General features: G+C 59.3%; 19 protein-coding genes. 3 read left to right on the top strand and 16 right to left on the bottom strand.

What is annotated here, in order from left to right; translation table 11 throughout:
- The first annotated feature begins 409 nt into the window (after positions 1-409).
- Entirely contained in the window at positions 410-1,132 is a 723-nt protein-coding gene (locus KBC96_12740) for a cytochrome c biogenesis protein CcdA (protein MBP6965262.1), read from the top strand.
- 89 nt (positions 1,133-1,221) lie between these two features.
- Here KBC96_12740 and KBC96_12735 read toward each other — a convergent pair whose 3' ends face one another.
- From KBC96_12735 to smc, 3 genes are all read right to left on the bottom strand, one after another.
- Complete coding sequence (locus tag KBC96_12735) at positions 1,222-1,656, bottom strand: BlaI/MecI/CopY family transcriptional regulator (protein MBP6965261.1); 435 nt, start codon at positions 1,654-1,656, stop codon at positions 1,222-1,224.
- 209 nt (positions 1,657-1,865) lie between these two features.
- On the bottom strand, positions 1,866-2,294 hold the full coding sequence (locus KBC96_12730; protein MBP6965260.1) for a Gmad2 immunoglobulin-like domain-containing protein: 429 nt from the start codon (positions 2,292-2,294) through the stop codon (positions 1,866-1,868).
- A gap of 14 nt (positions 2,295-2,308) precedes the next feature.
- Positions 2,309-5,878 (bottom strand): chromosome segregation protein SMC, encoded by a 3,570-nt coding sequence (gene smc / locus KBC96_12725; GenBank protein ID MBP6965259.1) that lies wholly within the window; start codon positions 5,876-5,878, stop codon positions 2,309-2,311.
- 146 nt (positions 5,879-6,024) lie between these two features.
- On the opposite strand from smc, the gene KBC96_12720 reads away from it, so the two are divergent.
- Positions 6,025-6,747, top strand: coding sequence for a hypothetical protein (locus tag KBC96_12720; protein ID MBP6965258.1), 723 nt, complete (start codon positions 6,025-6,027; stop codon positions 6,745-6,747).
- Positions 6,747-7,397: an ATPase gene (locus KBC96_12715; protein MBP6965257.1), complete on the top strand. Its 651-nt coding sequence runs from the start codon at positions 6,747-6,749 to the stop codon at positions 7,395-7,397. Before KBC96_12720 ends, KBC96_12715 begins: the two co-directional genes overlap by 1 nt.
- Here KBC96_12715 and KBC96_12710 read toward each other — a convergent pair.
- The 13 genes from KBC96_12710 to KBC96_12650 form a co-directional block, all read right to left on the bottom strand.
- Positions 7,394-8,899, bottom strand: coding sequence for a hypothetical protein (locus tag KBC96_12710; protein MBP6965256.1), 1,506 nt, complete (start codon positions 8,897-8,899; stop codon positions 7,394-7,396). The genes KBC96_12715 and KBC96_12710 overlap by 4 nt on opposite strands.
- A gap of 36 nt (positions 8,900-8,935) precedes the next feature.
- Positions 8,936-10,135, bottom strand: coding sequence for a glycosyltransferase (locus KBC96_12705; GenBank protein ID MBP6965255.1), 1,200 nt, complete (start codon positions 10,133-10,135; stop codon positions 8,936-8,938).
- The gene (locus KBC96_12700) at positions 10,132-11,283 is read right to left on the bottom strand and encodes a glycosyltransferase family 4 protein (GenBank protein MBP6965254.1); all 1,152 of its coding nucleotides are present in this window, start codon (positions 11,281-11,283) and stop codon (positions 10,132-10,134) included. Before KBC96_12700 ends, KBC96_12705 begins: the two co-directional genes overlap by 4 nt.
- A gap of 7 nt (positions 11,284-11,290) precedes the next feature.
- A complete protein-coding gene (locus KBC96_12695) occupies positions 11,291-12,613 on the bottom strand; it encodes an O-antigen ligase family protein (protein MBP6965253.1) in 1,323 nt (440 codons plus the stop codon).
- Positions 12,610-13,758 (bottom strand): glycosyltransferase family 4 protein, encoded by a 1,149-nt coding sequence (locus tag KBC96_12690; protein ID MBP6965252.1) that lies wholly within the window; start codon positions 13,756-13,758, stop codon positions 12,610-12,612. Before KBC96_12690 ends, KBC96_12695 begins: the two co-directional genes overlap by 4 nt.
- A complete protein-coding gene (locus KBC96_12685) occupies positions 13,755-14,939 on the bottom strand; it encodes a glycosyltransferase family 4 protein (protein MBP6965251.1) in 1,185 nt (394 codons plus the stop codon). Before KBC96_12685 ends, KBC96_12690 begins: the two co-directional genes overlap by 4 nt.
- Positions 14,940-15,001: 62 nt before the next feature.
- Complete coding sequence (locus KBC96_12680; GenBank protein MBP6965250.1) at positions 15,002-16,204, bottom strand: glycosyltransferase; 1,203 nt, start codon at positions 16,202-16,204, stop codon at positions 15,002-15,004.
- The gene (locus tag KBC96_12675; GenBank protein ID MBP6965249.1) at positions 16,201-17,700 is read right to left on the bottom strand and encodes an MOP flippase family protein; all 1,500 of its coding nucleotides are present in this window, start codon (positions 17,698-17,700) and stop codon (positions 16,201-16,203) included. Before KBC96_12675 ends, KBC96_12680 begins: the two co-directional genes overlap by 4 nt.
- A gap of 95 nt (positions 17,701-17,795) precedes the next feature.
- Entirely contained in the window at positions 17,796-18,425 is a 630-nt protein-coding gene (locus KBC96_12670; GenBank protein ID MBP6965248.1) for an acyltransferase, read from the bottom strand.
- A 40-nt stretch (positions 18,426-18,465) separates the two neighbouring features.
- Entirely contained in the window at positions 18,466-19,593 is a 1,128-nt protein-coding gene (locus tag KBC96_12665; protein MBP6965247.1) for a glycosyltransferase family 4 protein, read from the bottom strand.
- 37 nt (positions 19,594-19,630) lie between these two features.
- Positions 19,631-19,813: a 3-keto-5-aminohexanoate cleavage protein gene (locus KBC96_12660; GenBank protein MBP6965246.1), complete on the bottom strand. Its 183-nt coding sequence runs from the start codon at positions 19,811-19,813 to the stop codon at positions 19,631-19,633.
- A 33-nt stretch (positions 19,814-19,846) separates the two neighbouring features.
- Positions 19,847-20,467 (bottom strand): 3-keto-5-aminohexanoate cleavage protein, encoded by a 621-nt coding sequence (locus KBC96_12655; protein MBP6965245.1) that lies wholly within the window; start codon positions 20,465-20,467, stop codon positions 19,847-19,849.
- A partial coding sequence (locus KBC96_12650) for a hypothetical protein (GenBank protein MBP6965244.1) occupies positions 20,468-21,658 on the bottom strand: 1,191 nt, incomplete at its 5' end.

The raw sequence follows: 21,658 nt of genomic DNA, 5'->3' as shown, positions 1-21,658 counted from the left end.
CGGCAACCAACGATCCAGCCAGTGCAACGACGAAGAGAAGCGCGATTCGGGTGAACACAGCCGCTGTCGCGTTGCCTAAGGAGCCGAGAGCTGACACCGCGCCCGACCCCTCACTTCGCGCCGACATGTGGATGCCTCCCGCAATGAACATCCACAAGGCAACGGCAAAAACAATCAGAAGCATGGCAATGCCCAATACGAACACAGACAAACCCAATGCGCGAGACGTCCGATCCATCCCCCATATCCTCTGGCTGCAGCTGCAACCCCGCTCGAAAACGACGCTCTAGGATACCACGCGTCGTGACGTGACTGCAACACGGCTCGGGTCTTCTTCATGTACAATCAGTGCAGGAAACTGCGGGTTTCGAGGAAAACATACCCGAGCAAGTACTCAAGGAGATTCGCCATGGAAATTCCTTTCATCACCGCCTTCGTCGGTGGGATTCTGTCGTTCCTGTCGCCGTGCGTCTTGCCCCTCGTCCCGGCTTACATATCGTACATGTCGGGTGTCTCGATCGAGGACCTGGCAGCAGGAGAGAGCAGGCAGTCAATGCATCGGGCTGGAATGCGTTCCATTGCATTCGTGATGGGATTCTCGCTGGTGTTCACGGTCATGGGGGCAACAGCCACGTCAATAAGCCAGGCTCTGATGCTGCACAGGGAACTGATCATGAAAGTCGCTGGAACGATCATCGTCGTCTTCGGGCTACACATGCTCGGTGTGTTTCGCATCAGGGCTCTATACTCCGAGAGACGCTTTCACCTTCGCATCAAGAACGTTGGATACCTGGGAGCATTCCTGCTGGGGATCACGTTCGCGTTCGGATGGACGCCGTGCGTAGGGCCGGTTCTGGGAACTATCCTCACCATTGCCGCCAACTCCGGCGGGGTTACAAGAGGAGCTGCTCTGCTAGCCGTGTATTCCCTCGGTCTCGGGATTCCGTTCGTCCTCACGGGATTTGCGACGAGTCACGCAGTCGGGGCCATGAACCGCATCAAGCCGCACTTTCGGAAGATCGAAATCGCCAGCGGCGCGTTGCTGATATTGGTCGGAGTCCTGATATTCACCGCACAGTTGCAGATACTGAGCGGACCTCTTCAAGAGCTGATGCCCTGGGAGGTCGGCTGAACCGAAGCGGGGCAGAAGATCTCTCTCCCGCCCCGGTCGTGGTGATTGCTTAGCGATATTCAGATATGCGCTGAACCGCCGGTATCAGGCTACTTCGCCTTGGCGATCAGCTTGCCCAACTTGGCCAAGTCCGACTTTGAGATGTCGCCTTCGGTGCCACAGAGAACCGGAATGGCCTCATGCAGCGGCTTTCTCATCACCTGCTTGGATACCTCGTTCAGCAGGACCATCCCCATCTGTTCGCGAGACATGTTGGGTGTGTAGATGAACGGATCGGTCTTCTTGTCGCCGGTCCGTTTCTGGGTGAGGATGCCCTTGCGCGCGAGCTTCGCCATCGTCAGCATGATGGTAGAGTACGAGAGCTCTCTACGCGGGTACATGATCTTGAAGACCTGGGTGGTGCTGACCGGCGGCTCCAAGTCCCAGATGATGTCCAGAATCTGCGCCTCCAGTTCTCCCAACGACTGACCTCCCATGGCTTTTCGGATGCCCACGTAGTCTCTTGCGCCGTCCTTTGAATCCATACTAACTGCCCCCTTTCAATCGGAAAACTACTCATCTCTGCCAGACCCAATTCCGGCAGGTGCTGACATAATACAACCCACCTTACAGGCCTGTCAAGTACTGTTCGCATAAAGTCGGGCACTTCACGCCGAGATCATATACTGGACCAGTTGGGTTCAACAGGTATGCGGGTACAGACCATCACCAGACACGCGCTCGTATACTCCCGCTAGCGACCGCGGAGGCGCACTGGAACTCGAACAAGATCTATGATCGCCCCGTCCTTCGCAGAACGCGCGAACACCTCGACGTACCCGGACTCCGCGGATCGAGACATCTTGAATGCGATCTCGGCATCGAAGTTCCCGAACTCGGGGCCACCGGCATCCGCCATGAAGTAGGCTTCGCCCAACACGTTCCCGCTTTTCGTGACGACCCGTCCGTTCAGTGCGGCCTCAAACACACGGGCGCGCCCCCTGACGGTCACGGGGCTGGACACGACTGACCCAGCAGTGGGAGCAGCAACGATGACGTTTCCTGAATCGGCGACGAGTTCTCTCGGCGTCCGCCTGCATCCCTGCACAAGCGCCGGACAGACAGCGATGGCGATCGCCGCGATCAGACAGAACCTAGAGGCGCGATCGGGTTTCCCGTGCATTGAAGACTCCCGTGTCAAACCGCAGACTCCTCGGCCATATCGCTCATCTTCACGGAAACGAGCTTGGAGATGCCCGGCTCCTGCATCGTCACACCATATAGGATATCAGCAGCCTCCATCGTCGCCTTATTGTGAGTGATAACTATCATCTGCGATTTCTCAGCGAATTCCTTCACGATATCCGCGAAACGTTCGACATTTGCCTCGTCCAGAGGGGCATCAACCTCGTCAAGCAGGCAGAAGGGGCTCGGCCGTATCGAGAGCAGGGCAAACATCAGAGCGGAAGCGGTCAGCGCGCGCTCGCCGCCTGAGAGCAGTTCCAGGCTCTGGCGCTTCTTGCTGGGAAGTTGCACTATCACGTCAATGCCGGATTCCAGAACATCTTCGGGATTCGTGAGGGCCAACTCCGTCGCTCCCCCGCCGAACATCCGGGTAAACATCACCTCGAACGCGGTCCGGATTTGATCGAGTGTCTCCGTGAATACACCCCGGGTCCCTTCGTCTATCTCGCGAATTGCGTCGGTCAGCTTCTCGCGGGCATCGAGAAGATCCTGGCGCTGGCTGCTCAGAAAACCGTAGCGCTCCGTCAATCTGGAGAACTCGTGAACCGCCCCCGTATTGACCTCACCCATGTCTCTGATCTCACGCCGCAACCGCATGACCTCAGTTGCCGATCCGTGTCGCACCTCGGGCGGCGTGCGGTGAAGCGCGTCCTCGGTCGTGATATCGTACTCGTCAAGCAGCCGAGCCGCAGCCTGAGCTATCTGCACTTCGAGACGGGCTTCCTTGAGTTCCGCGGCATGGATTTTCTGCACAAGCTGGTCTCTGCCCCGCACTATCTCCTTCACGCGCTCGCTGACTTCCATGCTCGAGTCGAGGACGGCCTTCTTCGTCTTGCGCCACTGTTCCGACTGAGCCCCGGTGTCGCGGCAGGCATCTCGCAGCTGCTTCAGTAAAGAATCTAGTTCGTCGCTCTCGTTCCCAGTGGTTTCGATCTCCACTCGAACCCCGGCAATCCGGTCGTTCTTGCGATGTATCTCTTCCATAATCTGCCGGATCGAGCCGTCCGAGGTGCCGAGAGTCTGCTCTATGGATATGCGTTTCTGAGTCAGGCTGGCCAGCGCGACGCTGATGCGGCCTATCTCGCCGTTGAGCGCATCGTATTCCTCCTGGAGACTCCGCAGCTCGTGCTCACCCTGCGCCATGGTATCGTCCAGGCTGTGGTTTTCTTCATCCGCAAGCGCGAGTGATCTCCTCAGTTCAGCGTCACGCTCGCGCGCATTTTCCAGACTCTCCAACGCATCTTCACGTTCGACCTTGAGGGTTTCCAGGTCTCGAGCAAGCCGCGTCAGCTCTCTCGCAGAGAAATCAAGACGGCGCTCGCCTTCGAGCAAGTTCATCTTGAGCGAGGTATCCTCTTCCTCCAAATCCTTCTGCGTCGCCACCAGAAGCCCCGACTCCAGCCGGCAGGACTCTATATCAGACGCCTGCGCTGATGCAGCGCGTTGGCACTCCTTGATCTCAGATTCTAAGTTGATGATCTCCTGCTTGCGGGTCAGGAGATGGACGCCTCTGCCCGGCGAAGCGCCGCCCGTCATCGCTCCGCTCGGAGCGACCAACTCTCCGTCCAAGGTTACGATCTTGCTCCAGCCGATCGCCGCCTTCGATGCCGCCAATGCGGAATCTATGTCCTTCGCAACTACGACCTTCGCCAGAAGAGCGTCGATCGCCGGGCGGTACTTCGAGTCAAACCTGACGAGGTCATTGCCCAGGCCGAGGACTCCGTTCTTGCCGACCAGATCCTTGAGATGCGGCGAGACGCTGTGACGCATGAGGTTCAGAGGAAGGAACGTCGCTCGCCCCGCCTTGTTCCGCTTCAGGAACTCGATCCCCGCCTTCGCCTCTCTCTCGGTATCCGTGATGATGTCTTGCAGGCTGCCGCCCAATGCAACTTCGAAGGCTGTCTCATATCCCTTTGGCACCTTGATCACGTCGGCGACAACCGCGTAGCTGCCCTCGATCTCTCCCGACTTAGCCGCAGACATGGCGGACTTCACGCCGAGGTAGTAACCTTCTCTGGCCTCTTCCATCTCCTGAAGCGTGCGAAGCCGAGACTGCCTCTCGACGATCGACTGAGCGGTCCGCTGAGAACTCGCCATCAGATCAGCCAGTTCTTCGCGCTTCGCCTCTGCAGACGCCCGCACGGAGGCCATCTCTTCGGCGACCGACGCAGCCTTCACCCTGACCGATTCGCACTCGGCCGACAGCCGATCACGCTCCGAACTCGCCGCGGCTACCGACTTCTGGGCGTTGCACATCTCCTGGTCGCGCTTCGCCAGAAGCGTCTGCAGGTTCTCGATGCGCGAAGCGTTGTTCGTCAACTCGTTCCGCTGAGCGGCAAGTTGCTTAGCCAGTTCGATATAGTCCGCCTTGCGGCGTGTGCCAGCCTGGGACGACTCTTCGATCCGCCGCTGCAGGTTCTCGGCCTCGACGGTCTTGGCGGCCAGTTGGTCGCTCAGGGCCTTCTCCTGGTCCACTACGTGGCCATCTTCCGCCGATAGACTGGCTTTGTGCTGTTCGGCCTGCGCCATCCGAGCCCGCAGCTGCTCTATCTCCTGCTCGAGCAGGGCCTCCGCGCTCGAGGCCGCCGCGTGTCGCTGTTTCACGAGAGCGATCTGGCTCTCGGTGCGCTCGACCCGCGTCACGGCCTCCTGGTGCATCGCCCGGTATCTCTCGACCTGCGCATCGGCATTCGCGAGGTCAACGGCGAGAGCTGTCTTCTCCTCTTCCAGAGCCGCCAGCAGAGCATCGGAGTCCGAGACTTCCTTGCCGCACGTCAAGTTCTCCTCGCGGACATGCTCGATTTCCGCAGAGAAGCGCTGGAGGTCGTTGATCAGTATCCCGATCTCGATCTCACTAAGGCGCGATGTAAGCTCGAGGTAGTGGGCTGCAGTCTCGGCCTGCTTTCGCATCGGCTCGATCTGAAGCTCGATCTCGTTGATAATGTCGTTGACGCGGTTGAGGTTCTGCTCCGTGCTCTCGAGCTTGCGGACGGCCTCCCGTTTGCGCACTCGATACTTCTTGATGCCAGCCGCCTCGTCGAAAAGCGCGCGACGATCCTCAGGGTTGGCTGAGAGCATCGCGTCAATCTCGCCCTGACTGACAATCGAGTACGCACCCCTGCCGACCCCCGTGTCGAGGAAGAGTTCATATATGTCCTTGAGTCTGCAAGGGGTCTTGTTGATGAGGAACTCGCTGTCACCACTCCGATAGGCGCGGCGGGTGACAGTCACTTCGGAGAAATCAATCGGGAGCCGACCGCTGGTGTTGTCTACCGTGAGAGAGACTTCCGCCATTCCGACCGGACGGCGCTTGTCCGTGCCGTTGAAGATCACATCCTGCGCCTTCTCGCCCCGAATGTTGCGGATGTTTTGCTCTCCAAGCACCCATAGGATCGCATCCGATATGTTGCTCTTGCCGCTTCCGTTTGGTCCGACCACCGCGATAACACCGGAAGAGAAGTTGATCTCGGTGCGCTCCGCGAAGCTCTTGAACCCTTGGATTTCCAGCTTTTTGAGGATCATGTCAGGGTATGCGCCATCAGTATGGATTTTGGTACCTGGAGGGCGGCACGGACAGCCTGAGATTAGCACAGGCTCGAAGCGGCTGTCAAGGCTCAAGCGCGCCTGGACTGACAGCGACGACGTGTGCTATACTGCCGCTCGAAACCATGCGTCGATCCAAGCTGATCGGATACTGGGGCGTCCCGCCCAGACACGTTATCGGCCACTACAGGCGCAAGTTCCCGTTCGATGAGTTCGTGGACCTCGACCTGGACATTGGCTCGCCTCCGACCGGCATCGTGCCCGACGCGTACTGCCAGATCGTCACCAACATCCTGGACAACGCGGCGCGCCTGCAAGGGGAGCTCCGGATGATTCTCGCGGCGGTCGGTGAGGACAAATGCGATGGAGGGAGGTTCGCCGCGCTCATCCTCCAAGACCTCGGCTTCACTGTGGTCGAGACCCGAAACACCGAGAACGAACCCCGGCGGATCAGTATATGCACTTCCGCAATGCGTCTCGCGGAGAAGATCAATCGCGTCATGGATACGGTTATCGTGCCGAACCGGAAGCACTATAGGTGGGTGGAACCGACCCACGGCTTCTGGGGAGTGCCCCCTCATGATTTCCGACTCCTGGAGCAGTTCCCAGAAACGACGCACGTCTACGGCTGGACGAGATGCGTCGAAGCCGGAGTTCCCTCCGACCTCAACCTGGAGATGGCCGTTGACCCCGGCGTGCCCACCGTGTTTTACTGCCAGTCTTTCTGCGCGAAGAACAGTCTCGCACGCTATCTGGCCGACAAACATCACGGGCTCTACATCGACTGCGACGGCCCGGTCACAAGCAGTGTCCTGGCCAAGATTGCCGCCTTCGTGAGGCTGCGGTGATGTGTGAACCGCTCATAGTCGCTGACTGCGGCAGTTCCTGGACGAAGATAAGGAATACTGAGATCAGTGAAACGCTGATCGCGCCCACCAGGCAGGTCCTATCGGACGAGTCGGTGCGCTTTGACATAGCGACCGGCCACCTGGGGCGTCAGCGAACCGACAGATACGAGAACGAACTGGTCGCCCTCGCACAAGGAAGCCTGAAGAAGGTGCGAGAGGACAGCTTCACGGTCGTGGACATTGGCTGCAGAGATACCAAGTACGTCCGTTTCACCGACAGGAAGCTCGATAAGCTGGATTGGAACCAAGCTTGCGGCGCAACGATCGGCTTCACCCTGGAACTGCTCGGCCAATACTACGATGTGGACTACGCCTCGCTACCGGTATCGGAGCAGCGTCTGTCCGTGACGTGCGGCGTGTTCGCGATCGAGAAGATATTCGACGCGATCATACACGGGGGCTCACCCGAGGAAGCTCTGGCGGCGTTCGTCCACGGAATTGCCTTCAACGTCCACACCTTCGCCCAGAGACCCGGCCGGCTCTACGTTTCGGGAGGGCTGTGCGAGAACCGCTGTTTCCTGGAGAGCCTGTGGCGTTACTGCGAGGTGATACCGCTCGGCCGCGAAGTACTGCTCGAAGGACTCTACTAGAGCGCGAAAGATGCCCGCAATTCATACTGCACGCCGTGGTCGGAGGATCCGCCCGGTGGAGTAATCTCGTAGGGAGTTACTCGAACTGAGGCGGACTTGTCGGGAGCAATATCCCACGAGGTAGTCAGCGATAGATACTCCCTTGATCCGCGCTCCGGCTTCCCGGGATCTTTCTGGCGCTGATTGAGGTATTCGACTACCGCACTGAGCCTGTTCGACAGGACTCGCTCCCCTCTCAGATACAGCGCCTCGCTGTTCGGACCGATCGCGTGCCCGATATACTGTGTGTCATGCAAGTATGCCAACTCCGGAGCATCCGTCCTCGAAGCGCTGTAGGTCAGCCGGTCAACTGAGATGTACTCCACACGGAACGATGACCCGTGGTCGCCTCGAGGTCCGGGCAATGAGAAACCGATCGTATAGCCGATCTTTCGCGGCCGGGAGAAATCGTCACTTAGCAGCCTGGGAGCGGTCATGTCGTCTATGAGCAGTTCCGCGTAGATACGCCGTCCGCCAGATGCACGATACAGCACGTCGGCTCCTACCATGTTGTTCATGTGCTCATCTTCGTCATGGAGGAACAGATAATGGTACAGATACAGCGGCATCGCAAGCACAAGCGGGTTAGGCATCTTGTTGAGTTTTGCCGTCTCACTGAGTCCGATCTGCCACCGATCAGACAGCGGCTTCTCATAGCGGCGACCGATGAGATACAACTTCTGATCCAGATCCTCGAAAACACTGGCAAACTGAGTAACCTTCACTCGGCCGATCGCCTTGCCGAAGTCGATGTCGCGCGCGGCTCTGGCCTGCCAGAACGCAGGAGCGTTGTCCGAAAGGATAAGCGATCCTGAGTATGAAGGTCCCCAGTTCTGGTAAGCACGACCGACGAGCCATGACGTCCCCCTGTTATTGCCGGCGATGAAAGCCTTGTCAAGACTCGTCGATGTGCGAAGATCATGGAAGAACCGCTCCTCCTTCTCTGCGAAGGTGAGCATCGCGAATGTTTCGGCGGTGAGATTCGCGAATCCCGTGGCGCGGTAGGTCAGAGCCGTGCTGTCCGCGCCCGGCGCCCCACCCCGGTCGTCCAGCACGCGCTCTCTCGCATATGCGAGCAGGAGAACATCCGCGTCCACTGGCGCATCCTGCGCGCCCACAGGACAATCAGGGCGTACCCTTCCTAGTTCCGAGCCTAGTTCCAGCGCGACGTGCTTGACAAGTGCGCGCTGTGCATTGGTCAGAATCTCAGGACGCCGCATAGCCGATGAGAGCACTTCAGCCATCTCATCACGTGTGAAGAGCCGGTCGCCCTGAAAGAGCCTCGCAGATGTGCCGGTAAGCACGCCGTCCGCGGCGAGACCTATCATCGCATCGTATGTCCAATCCCCCAGAGGCAGTCGGTCGTAAGAAGTAACGTTTGCGCCGACGTCCGACACCGCCGCAGACGCGGCCAAGACGAGCATCAAGGTGGCGAGAAGTCGGGGGAATGCGAATCTGGTCATCAGGTGATCCTTCCTGTCGGTCGACTGCGCCAACGGCTATCGTCCGTCGGTCGTACTCTGAGAGTGCTCTCGTCGCGGCTGAAACGCCTGACTGTCTAAGGAAGCGAGTATACCGGTTCGCGGAGCAGCGGACATTGCAGCACCGGAAATGTGCTCGTCGTACTTCTGGTCAACATACCACTTGATCTGCTTCTTGAATACCGATACGTCGAAGGATTCAGCGTGAGATCGCAGTTCACTCGGATCGAACGCGGTCGGATCAAAGCTTCTCACGACGCGGGCGATCGCCTCCGGGGTCTGCTCGTCAAAGAACCTGCCGGTGATCCCGTCAACCACGGTCTCGAGAGCACCGCCGGCTGCATAGGCGATCACGGGCTTGCCGCATGCCATCGCTTCCACAGGCGTTAGGCCGAAGTCCTCGAAACCGGGGAAGACGAGGGCCCTGCACTCGCGCAAGCATCTCTGCATCTCACTGTCCGGAAGTCGGCCAAGGAACTCGATCGTGGGACCGGCCATCCTCTTCAACCGAGTCATATCCCTCCCGTCGCCCACGATCTTGAGCGGCATCTGCAAGACGTTGAAGGCCTCGACGGCGACGTCAATCTTCTTGTAGGGAAGCAGTCTGGAGAGGATCAGGTAATAGCCCGAGTCCTGGTCGCTGACCGCAAACCTCGTCGTATCAACGGGCGGGTGGATGACGTCGGACTCCCTGCGGTAGTGCTTCCAGATGCGACGCCGAATCTCATGCGATATTGCTATGAAGTTGTCCACCCTGTTCGATGTGATCTCGTCCCATCTGCGAACCCTGTGTATGAAATAGGGAAGGCAGAGCCTCGCGAGGCGGGACAGCGGCTCCTGCTCAACGTACATATGATAGGTCCACGCGAAACGCATCGGCGTATAGCAGTAGCAGATATGGCAGGCGCTTGGCGGAGTCACCACGCCCTTTGCGAATGATGAAGAACTGCTGAGTACGACATCATACTCCGACAGGTTGAACTGCTCGAAAGCATAGGGATAGAGCGGCAGGTACCTGCGAGCGTGCTTCCTAATCATCGGAAGACGTTGCATGAAGGAAGTGCGTACATCAGCTTCCTTGAATGAAGGGCAGACCGCGGACGGAACGTAGATGGACGTGTAGATCGGGGCATCCGGGAAGATTTCCCGAAAAACCTTCACTACCTGCTCCGCCCCGCCCATCTGGTTGAGAAAGTCATGGACAATTGCCAGCTTCACGGCCGACGTCTCCTTGATCGTTCGTACGCGCTCGCGTATACCTTCAGCGTCTGCCCGGCGGTTTCCTTCCACGAGAACCGCTTCGCACGCTCCAATCCCGCTGCACTCATCTCTCTCCTAAGATCCTCGCGGGAGAGCACCGTGTGGATTGCCTGACAGATCTCATCAACGCTCAATGGATTCACCATGACCCCGGCGTCACCGACCACCTCAGGCAGCGACGACGTGTTCGAGGTGATGACGGGTGTCCCGCATGCCATCGCCTCAAGAGGCGGCAGGCCGAACCCCTCGTAAAGAGTTGGATAGACAAACACGGTAGCCGACGAGTACAAGACCGGTAGATCCTCCTGCGAAACATACCCCGTGAAGACGACATCATCCTTCAGCCCCAACTCCTCGACACGCCGAAACACATCCCGGTAGTACCATCCCTTGCCTCCACCCAGCACGAGTCGGCAGTCGCCGTCGCGGTCCGTTCGAACCTGCCGGAACGCTTCTAGAAGCGCAGGGATGTTCTTCCTCGGCTCGAGAGTTCCGAGGTACAGCACGCTCGTCTCGCCCACCCCATAGCGTCGCCTAATCTCGGCCACTTCTTTGACAGTCGCCGGCCGAAAGGAATCGTCGGCGGCTAGCGGGATCGTGAAAACTCGATCGGGGTCCCCATGCAGTTGGTTGATGACGTCTGCCCTCGTACAGTCCGAAATCGCGATGACGGCATCGGCTTTCGCGACAGCTCGCCGGGTAGCATATTCCAAGTACATGCGCTGATGCCGCGGAAAGGCCTCGGGATACCTCATGAATGTCAGGTCGAGAACTGTAACCACGGAAGCAGTCGGACAGACCACGGGGAGCACGTGCATCGGCGAATGAAGGACGTCTAATCGCAGCGTGCGGCTCAACACCGGTAGAACGAACTGCTCCCAGGCAATCCTGGCTGCCGGTCCTTCTCCCTGCCACGATCTCCGGTGCACGTTGTGCCGAGTGCAAGTCTCGTTCTCACAACCCGCAGGCAGGAAAAGATGGATATCGTAACCTGCGTCGTCCAGTTCACCGAGAGCTCTCACCAAGTTTGAGATGTACCTGGAAACGCCGGCATTTCGATAAGACAGCGAAGGCGAACAGAGCTGTGCATTGATGCCGATTCTCATGCCCACACTAGGTCCCCGCCATCTTCTTTGCGCGCTCAGACTCCCGGTTGGGGAGAGGCGCCGCGATCAGACCGAACAGTAGCCATATAAACTCCATCTTAAAGGTAGGATACGCCATGAATTGAACTGCAAGCGCGCTCAGCGATATCACCATCGCCGCATGAAGCGGCCTGTCGGCGCCCGCGCGACGCATCTTCCTGATCGCGCGACGGAACAGGCAGGCGAACATGATCATGAACGACACAAAGCCTACCAGCCCGGTCTCCGCAAGCAGTTCCGCGTATACGTTGTTGACTATTATGATTCGGGAGACGCTGAAGGCCCTCGTGTAGTTCTCTGCATAGCTATCGTAGAGCGCGGGCCCCACCCCAATCAGCGGATTGTCCGAGAACATCCTGAGTCCCGCCCGGATGAACTCGGTTCGCTCCTGCGCGCTTACGTGGCCTATCTTTCCAACAGACCCGATGATCAACCTTTTCTGAAACCCCGGCTGAGCCAAAATATGTACTATCGGCAGGGCCAGCAGGACAGCAGAGATCAGCCATACCAAGGCGAATCGGCGCCTCTCCGCCTGCCTGAGAAAGTAGAGTCCGGACATCAGAACAACTGCAACTCCAGCGAATCCTCCGGTAGAGGTGGTCATAAGAAGGCACGCCAGTTCCAGTCCGAGAGAAGACCAGAGGACCGCACGAGCGACTCTGCCCAGATCTCCACGCCAGACGATCAGAACCGCCGTAACCGCAATAGCGAAACAGAGAAAGCCCGCAAGGAACGACGGTTCCTGCATCGTAGCGGTTGCCCTGGTTACCCCTACGACACCGGGCGCAAGACCATACGAGGCCGTGTTCGGCAGGATCGGCCTGTAGAAGCCGCCAAGGGTGCCGATCACCTGGTAGACGCCGTACATACTTACCAGTCCCGCCGACACGACCACGATGGTCAGGGCTCTGACCAGGGCATCCAGGCTTCGAACCGAGTTCGCGGTGAGAAGCATCAGACAGAAGCTGAGGACCAGCCGTCCCAACTGCTCAACTACTCGAAAGAGCGCGATTGGCGAACTCGTCATGGTTCCCGTCTGCAGCCGGACGATCGCCAGGCCCCCAAGCACGACGTAGACCATCACAAAGGTCAACGCCGGGACGAACATCCTCATCGAAATGGCCCGGTTGGGCGAACATCGGAATGCCCTCTCCGCGACCATGAAGGCGAGTCCGAGAGTGCCCAGCAGGTACGGCAGCGAGAGGCGAACCGGACCGAACTCCGGGCGCATCGCCTGGGAGTAGGCTGCGAAGAAGCAGACCGCGTAAAACAAAAGGAGCGAAGGGGTCATTCTTTCTCCCTCGTATACGATCTCGACCGTCTGTACACTTCGAGGAACCTCGGCGCGATGATCTTCCAGTCGTACTGAAAGGAGTCCTCAGCGGCCCGCCGGCGAAAATCAAGGTATTGAGCCCTATCGCAGTAGATCCGGAGGACGGTCTCGCTGATGAATCCGGGATCGTCCTCGTCATACAGCCAACCGGTGACCCCATCGCGGATGACATCCGCCATGCCGCCGGTACGCCGCCCGATTACGGGCGTTCCGCACGCGAGGCTTTCCAGCATCGTCATGCCGAAGATCTCGTATTCCGAAGGGATCGCGGTGACAAAAGCTCTGGAGTAGATTGCGGCCAGATCACTGTTTGCCACTCGCGCTCTCTGCATTACCACGCTCTTCTCGACACCTAGCGATACCGCCAGGCGATATAGCGAGTCAGCCTCCGATCCACCACCGATGAGTAGGAGCTTGAACTCCGGGCAGGTCTCGTGAATCAGCTTCAGCGCTCGTATCAGCGTAGCCTGATTCTTCCTTGCAGTCATCTGTCCCACGTTCATAACGAAGGGTTCCCCAGGCACCCAGGAGGTGTCAGGGGGCGCCACTCTCCTGCCGATGAAGGTCTCGGTATCGAGGCCGACCGGTATCACCCAGACCCTCGAAGGCGGAGCGCCCAATCGCTCCAGGAACCGCCCCGCTGCGGTTGTCTTGCCGATCATCTCGCACCCGCTTCGGCAGATCGCCCGGCCCACCGTAAACAGGTAGGCCTTCTGAAGTGATACCCACTTTCCGCGATACTCATAGGCACCATTCCAGACCACGCACGGGACGCTGTGGAGCCGGCACCAGAGCACCGTCTGCAAGGTTGTCAGCTCGATCAACTCGGCCACCTGAACTACATCGGGCTCGCTCTCGCGGATGGAGCTCCAGAGACTCCGTACCAGCGTCTGGTTCATCTTCCGCGCCAGGACAGGGAGGTAGATGACCTCGTATCCGTCGCGGTTCTCGGACCGAACGCTGCACCCATGGTCTTCCCCCGTGATGATCGTAACCTCGCACCCCGATTCAGCAAGACGCCTGGCCAGTCCAAAGACCTGGACGTGATACAAATGCGTAGAAACTCCTCCGGTGAGGTTGATCTGCACGAGCGTAACTCTCATCCGCACCGGTCCCCCCGCCCGCACATCATGACCGATTCATAGACTGCTTCTACAGACGCGGTCTCCCGCGCCTGGTCAAACTTCGTCTCGAAGGCGGAGCGCGCGGAGCGAGACAGCCTCTCGCGAAGAGTTCTATCGGTCAAGAGACGAATCATGCTCTCTGCGAGAAGACTCGTGTCCTGAGGATCCACGAGAAGGCCGCTGACTTCATGCTCGATGATGTCCAGGGGCCCTCCCGTCGGTGAAGCGATCACCGGCACCCCCACTGCCATTGCCTCCACCAATACCCTGCCGAACGGTTCTGGCGCGAGAGAAGTGTGACAGAGCAAATCGAACGCAGTGATAGAAGGGATTATGTCCTCCCGGAATCCTCCAAAGACGGCCCGCTCGCCGATGCCATTGGTATCGGCAAGTTCCTCTAGCCCCCGCAGATAGTCCGGCTGATCGGGATTCCCCAGTAAGACGAATCTGGCGTCGGGCAGTTCACGCAGGACCGAAGCAGCAGCAAGAAGGAAGCGATCCTGACCCTTCCAAGGCAGCATCCTTCCCACAGATCCCGCGACTGGTACGTCTTCCGCAATACCAAGTTCCGCACGTACGCGACTTCGCTCATGCGGGACATCCAGCGGCGGGACAAGAATCCCGTTGGGTATCAGATGGACCCCTGCGAATCGGTGGCCGGGATCGTAGTGGTCGCGCACGGCTCCAGAGACACAGATAACCCCCGCCGTGAATCCGACGAGACGTCTGAAGAACGCGCGAGGAAACTCCATGTCGCGCAGCGTCCACACGGACTTCGCCCCCGAGATGCGGGCAGCAACCAGACCGTAAACGTGGGTTCTCGCACTATTGCTGTGCACTACGTCAGGACGAAACTCCCGGCATGCTCCAACCAGGTCGGAGATGCCGGCAGCGCAGCGCACGGGCAGAGTCAGCGGGTTTCCTCGAAGACGAGGGACGCGCACGACCAGAGCATCGCCTCCCGCATCCTCGATGCCTCTCATGACAGCCGGACAGCGATCAGTACACGCGACGGCCACATCGAATCGCGAGCGATCGAGCGTCTGCACCAGCTCAAGCAGGGAGATCTGTGCGCCGCCCATAATCGGCGTGTGATCTACGTACAGGACTCTGATCCTGTCAGGTGCCGACCGACTGGGATGCTCTTGACCGCCTTCCATGCCCATCTCCCGCGTCAGTGTAGCAATCGCGAGCGGTGCGAGTCAAGGAAGAGGACGCGCCATCAGCAAGGGCTCTCATCAGGGCCTGCACGGCCCAACAGACTGTCGTAGGTCCGCTCCAGGCACACTGCCTGTCTGGCGGCATCGTAGTTCTTCTCGATATGCCTCCGGCCGGAGGCGCCCATCGCCGGCCAGATTTGCGGGTGATCTACGAGATGCAACAGGCGCTCCGAGAGTGAGTCTACATCACGTTCGGGGGCAAGGAACCCGGAGACGCCGTCAAGCACCACTTCACCGATATCGCAGTGCCGGGTGGCAATAACAGGCATGCCCGACGCGGACATTTCGATCAGACACACCGGCGCGCCTCCCTCCGCATCCCCGTCGCCTGCGGTGACGCTGGGGGCAATGCAGATGTGCGTCTCTCCGATCAGTGAGAGGAATTCCGGGTAGCCAACGTAACCCGTGAATCGTACCCTGTCGCCAAGGGAGTTCTCATGCACTAACCGAAGAAGTTCGGCCTTCTCAGCGAGTTCAGCCTTTCCCCGACCGTCGCCGACTAGTACAAGCCTCACGCCCACTCTCTCACGCGCCACCCTTGCAAACGCGCGAACCGCATATGACAAGCCCTTCTTCTCCGTAAACCTTCCCACGGCCAGAATCCTGATCGTCCCGTCATCATCGGGCCGTCGAATGGCAAACGGCAAGGCGTTCAGATCCACGCCGAGATGATGAACAACCACTTTCTCCTGCGGACATCCGAGCGAAACCAGGGTGGACTTCATGTGGTTTCCCTCGGCCAAGAAGAGATCTCCCTCCGCGAAGAGGCGCGTATACCGCCTTCGCCATATTGGATGGACTCCGGGCAACAGGCAGGCATCCCTTCCATAAAACGAGGTTATCAGTGGCAACCCGGCGAACCGTTTCGCCGCCAGGCTGTTGTACCCCGTCTGCCCGAAGTGGGCGTGGAGCAGACTCGCCTGGAAGCGCTTCGCGACTCTCGCCTGACGACGCGACTGCACGCAGAACGCAGATTCAGCCACACGATTGGCGGCACGGCCGGCCCATGATCTCGGCGCGGCGAACAAGCGCGGGCACACGCAGAGGTTATCCAGCGGAAAGCTCCGGGCCTCGTACAACCTCCCCGGAACGGCAACGACCCGATACCGCGTGATACCGATCATCTGCCGATAGAGCCAGTTCTCCGTCACAGGCAGATAGCCGTCCAGGATGTGCATCACGGTCGGTAGATTCGCCGGTGTCATGGCGTCTCCCCTTCAAGCCGGGAGGCGCGCAGATGCCGGATGTTCTCCCAGACAAACTGCCTGACGTCGCGATATGCGCCTATCCCAAGGAAGTGCAAGAGCGCCGCGTAGACCACAAGTCCGCCAGCGACTTGTGATGCGAACAGGACCTGCACGGGCAGCCGAGAGGGCAGCAGGACGCTGATTCCCCATACGGCAGCCGCCATCGCGAGCGCACAGGCGAGCACCCCCGACAGTTCCCGCCATAGGCGCCAATAGGTAAGGCCTACGAGTTTGCCTGCGAAGTAGAATCCCGGATAGGAACTCATGACCGACGTGACGGAGTATCCCACAGCCACGCCGAGTACTCCCCACCGCAAACCGATGATGATCCCGAGCATCGAGATCGCCTTGAGCGCCAAACCGAGCCTGAACTGCAGATCGGCGCGCCCCTGTGACAGGAACAGATTTGCATTGAGCGTGCCGATGGACTGCATCAGGCCCACCAAGCAGAAGACCCGAAGAATCGGGATCATCTGAACCCACTTCGGGCCCAGGACCGTCATGACGAACGGTTCTACGGTGACGAAGAGGCCGGTCATCATAGGGAAGGTGACGAGGGCTATTGCCCGGGTTGATCGCAGGAACGCACCTCGCACCCTCTGTATGTCGTTCTGTATCATCGAAAGGGCCGGAAACATTACTCTCGAGATAACCCCCGAGACGCTGATAAGAGGAAAAAGCATGATCTGGTAGGAGTTCCTATACGCGCCCAGAGGCTGTGTGCCGATATACCGCCCGATGAGGAGGTAGTCGAGATTTCGAACCCAGTAGTTCAGTATCTTGTTGCCGAAGACGTTCAGGCTGAAAGACAGGAGTTCCCCGGCATCGCGCCAGCGGAAGATCAGCGACGGTCGCCATCCGCCTAGAACCCACAGCAGTACGGTAGACGTACCCGATCTCACGATGGCCTGCCCGACGAGGCTCCACACCCCCGCGCCCGAGAAGGCCATAGCCACAGCAATGCTCCCGGACAGGCCTGTAGCGACGATGTCCACAATCGCAAGCCGTCGGAACTCCATGGATTTCACTAGTGTCGTTCGCTGAACGATGCTCAGAGAACCTATGAGAAAGTTTGCAGACAGAATCATTGTGAGCGGGGCCAGGACCGGCTCACCGTAGAAGTCGGCGAGCAGTCGAGCGGCGCCGACAAAGATCGCCGTGAGGGATACACCGACGCCGAGGTTGAACCAGAAAACCGAGGACAGGTGCTCCTGCGTTATGTCCTGCCTTTGTATCAACGCGGCACTGAAACCCATGTCGCAAAATAGCTCCGCGAAGACGGTCACAACGGTGACCATGGCCAACAACCCGAACTCGCGCGGAGACAGCAGCCGCGCGAGGACGACCACCGCAATCATGGCGATAGCCTGATTCACGACTTGGCTGGACAGACTCCAACCGATCCCTTGAACCGTCTTGCTGCGAAACTCGCCGTCACCTGGATTCCAGTCCATCTATATCTTCCAGCATCTCTGCGATGCACTCATAGCCATGTGATGCCGCGCGCCTCGAGAACCGATGCATTCAGCGCGACAATGCATCTATCCTGTCATCCCCGATCCTCGCAAGCGGACGACTCACCGGCCCGTTCAGCCAGAGTCTCGGGCGCAAGGCTATCCTGCACCTTTGCAGGCACACCGACGGCGAAACTGTAGTCCGGAACATCGCGGTTCACGACGGCACCACCTGCCACTACGCAGTGCCTCCCGATCGTGACTCCCATGATAACCAATGCGTTCGCTTTGACTGACGAACACTCTCTGACGATAACCTCCCCGACTCCGCACTGATGAGACAGACGTTCTTCCAAGTATTCGTCGTAGTTGAACCGGTTGTGCGTATTGATAATCGCCCCCGGGCCGATCCCGACACCCCGTTCGAGAACGATCTTTCCGGATAGGTCAAGATAGACATTCGCGTTGAGATTACATCCGTCACCCAGGAACAGATTCCCATACCCGTCCTCGCAAGCGTGGAGCGTGATAGGAGGATGCGCGCGGACCCCCTTCCCTACGGTCGCCCCGAACCAACGCAGGATCGCGACGTTGATGTGGCTGTTATACATAAGGACTCTGGGAGGCCCGAAGGCCACCGACCTGAGCAGAACCCAGCCTAGAATCACCCGGCTAGCGACCGGGCTAATCACCCATCGCCGAAGCAACCTCATCACTGTCCGCACGTTCCTTGCCTTCCTTCCGCCTGACACCGGAGAATCCATCTCAGGATTGTCCCCGTATCACTCGCGACAGGTGTGCCGCCTGTGACTGAATGGTGAACCCGCGCAGCACACGCCGCCTTCCGGCCTCTCCCATGCGGCGTGCCAACCCGTCATCCGCGAGAAGACGGACGATAGCTCTGCCTACCGCGCCCACATCCGTAGAATCCACGAGAAACCCGGTCTCTCCATCCACGACGGCGTCCGGGATGCCGCCGGAATCCCCGCCGATAACGGGCCGCCCGCAGGCTCCAGCCTCCAAGAATACTATCCCGAAGCCCTCGCAATCGTTGCCGGGGAGCGTGCGGCTAACCATCGCGAACACATCGCACATGGCATAGAGTCCCGGCATCTCGAAATCCGTGGGGGACAGCGCGAAGGTCACGCATCGCTCCAGTGAGAGCTCGCGGGTCAGGTCGCGCAACCGCGACAGATAATCACCGTCGCCCGCGATAACGTAATGTGCATTCGGAACTATCTTCAGAACCTCCGGCAGCGACCTGATGACCGTGTCGCTGCCCTTTCTCTCGACCTGTCGTCCGACGCTCAGAATCACCTTCTTGCCCTGCAGGCCGAGCTTCGATCTGATGTCATTGTCCCTCTCTCCAGCGACATAGAAATCTGCGTCTACGCCAGGCGGTATCAACTCAATCCGAGCGGCGTCCACCCCCAGATCGAGCAGCCGACTGCGGGTGAAGCGGCTAATGGCCACCACCGTGCCGGCGCCGCGCAGAATACTTGTGATGAGGGATTCATACGCGGGAGAGCCATACAGTTCCATGCCGTATGCGTAGACCAGATAGGGACGACCTGTGATCCTCCGCAGCAGATACCCGACGCGACCGTCAGGCAACACAACACCGCAGTGGATGTGTCGAACCCTATCGCAAGCCACGACCCGCATCGCTTCGATGAAGATGCCGACGCTTCTCGCCCCGCGTATCCGCGGCATGCGGCGGGGGCGCCTGATCGCCAAACGGCTATGAACCGCGTCGAAATCCCTGCAGCCGGGTTGGCGGGGGCTGAGGACGCAGAATCTATGCTCCGGCAGATTCGAGTACAGACCGAGAAGGTAGTTCTGAATGCCACCTCTCGCCGGTGGAAACGGAGTTGCGATCAGGAGCCCATCCAATGTTTTATCACCTGTACCACACTCGAGAGGTTCGCCATCACAACACGCGCAACCCCAGCATCTGAGTATAGCCCGCCCTGTATGAGCGGTCAACGTCACTCCAAGGAAGGCGATCACGTTCCTGGTTGCGCGCGGGGCTCGTCCGAGCAACGTCGTACCATACGCTATCCTCTAGGCCGACTCTTACACCACCGCCCATCGCTACAGCGAGCGAGTTCATCTGCAACTGTCGATCCCCGAGACCTCCGGCACTTCAGAGGGAACTAGCCGGCAGGTCGCGAATCATGATGCCTACATGAAGCAGATCCGCCTGGGCGCAAGCAATGTTCCCCAGAATCAGGTTGAAGTAGTGAGGGGGACCGATCACGGCTCGTTCTGCCAGGTAGCAGGCATAGTTGATCATGCCCGAATCGAATGCTTCAAGTTCAGGCTTGATACCGCGATCCTTCATCCGCTCGGCGAGTTGCATGATCGTGTCCGGTGCGTTTACGCTGGCCTGTCTGCTGAAGTTGAGTGAACTCAGCGTCAGGCTGCCCATGTCGGGCTTTGCGGCTCCGGCCAGATTCAGAGGCTCCGCGCGCTTCTCGAACTCGGACCACGTCCGCCCGGAGAGACTGACGCAGATGACCAGGTCCGGCGCAAACTCCCGAACACCCGTGATGATCCTCTCGTACATGACCGCGCTATGAGTGGGTTCCCCTGTTGCTTCATCGCGAGCGTGCAAGTGCACCGAAGTGATGCCGACCGCACACGCCTGGCGGACATCCTCGATGATCTCATCCGTCGTGATCGGAACGTGAGGATTCACCGCCTTCGTCGGTATCATACCCGTCGGCGTGAAGTTGATGATCAGTTCCCGTGCTGTCGCAGCCAACTATTGTCCCCTGATCCTGGATCGGCGCAACAGCCATCGCGCCGCCCTGCCCGCACACGGTCGGATCAGCCGAAATGCTCCCGGCAGGGGGTCCCTCCAGTTGAAGACCGCCTCGTTGAAGTAGAGGTAGGGCCAAACCATCTCGCGAACGGAAATGGGCCAGTCCCTCATTCGCCTACGGCACCTCAGCGCTCGCAGATCGCATGCAACATCAATCCAGTACCTTCCGCCGTCTCTCTGCCTGACATCGAGCAGACTCTGGCCGGTACTGAGGAGGTACTGTTGGAACGGGAGGTTGACACCCCTATCCACAGCGATACCCGCCCAGTAATCAAGCCTCGGATTGAGTTCGATGAAGTACCAGCGCCGGTCCTCTTCGCTCCACAGGAACTCGATCATTCCGCCCCCGACGTACTCGGACTCCCTGACAAATCGCAGCCCCTCATCGAAGACTGCGTCCACGTAGTCGGCACGTCCGACGACGCAGGTACCGAAGTCCGCTGGATGCTGCCGTATCTTCCGCCCGATGAAGGCCGATGGAACGGCATGGTCACCGTCCGCCACGAACTTGAAGCTGACCAAGTCCGAGTTCGGAGCGAGAATCATCTTCTGAACGAAGTACTCTATCCCCAGATCCTCGACGGCTTGCGCAGCCCGAACCAGGCTCTCGCGGTCGTCGGCGCGAATCGCCTTTCCTCCAAAGGCCCTCGGGAATGCGACCACGTCCCGCAGTTCGCCGTTCTTGAATCTGAAACGGGAAACCAGCGGCCTAACCACCGCCGGGAAGTCCTGCCAACCCTCGAGCTGATCATGCGTCGGTCGGGCTATCCATCGCGGCACGGCCAACCCGGCGCGCTCCGCGCACGACAACATGATATCCTTGCTGAAGAAGCGTTCCAGATTGTTGACTGGCAGATAGGGATACAGGCAGTGCTCGGCAAGCTGGTCCTGATACGCCGAGACGATGTAGGCGTAGACGTCCTCTGCCATGAACAGCACCGGCCTCGAGTCCTGCCGCCGCCCGTAGTCCGCCAGCCACTCGACAAAAGCGATATGGTTCTGCAGAGGGTCGGGAACGATGAGACGTTCCCGTGGATATCGCGAGCAGAAGGAATCGCACCTTCTCGCGCTCAGCGCAACCACTGGGACTCCCGCAAGGCCGAGAGACCTGATGAGCCCGTACCCTGCGAC

The sequence above is a fragment of the Armatimonadota bacterium genome (assembly GCA_017993055.1).
In the GTDB taxonomy this organism is placed as follows: Bacteria; Armatimonadota; UBA5829; order DTJY01; family DTJY01; genus JAGONM01.
Note: the sequence above shows the minus strand (reverse complement) of the source record. Positions and strands in the feature narration are given on the sequence as shown.

Coding starts and splice junctions, on each gene's coding strand:
- KBC96_12740 (MBP6965262.1), top strand. CDS start 410: ATGGAAATTCCTTTCATCACCGCCTTCGTCGGTGGGATTCTGTCGTTC.
- KBC96_12735 (MBP6965261.1), bottom strand. CDS start 1,656: ATGGATTCAAAGGACGGCGCAAGAGACTACGTGGGCATCCGAAAAGCC.
- KBC96_12730 (MBP6965260.1), bottom strand. CDS start 2,294: ATGCACGGGAAACCCGATCGCGCCTCTAGGTTCTGTCTGATCGCGGCG.
- smc (MBP6965259.1), bottom strand. CDS start 5,878: ATGATCCTCAAAAAGCTGGAAATCCAAGGGTTCAAGAGCTTCGCGGAG.
- KBC96_12720 (MBP6965258.1), top strand. CDS start 6,025: ATGCGTCGATCCAAGCTGATCGGATACTGGGGCGTCCCGCCCAGACAC.
- KBC96_12715 (MBP6965257.1), top strand. CDS start 6,747: ATGTGTGAACCGCTCATAGTCGCTGACTGCGGCAGTTCCTGGACGAAG.
- KBC96_12710 (MBP6965256.1), bottom strand. CDS start 8,899: ATGACCAGATTCGCATTCCCCCGACTTCTCGCCACCTTGATGCTCGTC.
- KBC96_12700 (MBP6965254.1), bottom strand. CDS start 11,283: ATGAGAATCGGCATCAATGCACAGCTCTGTTCGCCTTCGCTGTCTTAT.
- KBC96_12695 (MBP6965253.1), bottom strand. CDS start 12,613: ATGACCCCTTCGCTCCTTTTGTTTTACGCGGTCTGCTTCTTCGCAGCC.
- KBC96_12690 (MBP6965252.1), bottom strand. CDS start 13,758: ATGAGAGTTACGCTCGTGCAGATCAACCTCACCGGAGGAGTTTCTACG.
- KBC96_12685 (MBP6965251.1), bottom strand. CDS start 14,939: ATGGAAGGCGGTCAAGAGCATCCCAGTCGGTCGGCACCTGACAGGATC.
- KBC96_12680 (MBP6965250.1), bottom strand. CDS start 16,204: ATGACACCGGCGAATCTACCGACCGTGATGCACATCCTGGACGGCTAT.
- KBC96_12675 (MBP6965249.1), bottom strand. CDS start 17,700: ATGGACTGGAATCCAGGTGACGGCGAGTTTCGCAGCAAGACGGTTCAA.
- KBC96_12660 (MBP6965246.1), bottom strand. CDS start 19,813: ATGAACTCGCTCGCTGTAGCGATGGGCGGTGGTGTAAGAGTCGGCCTA.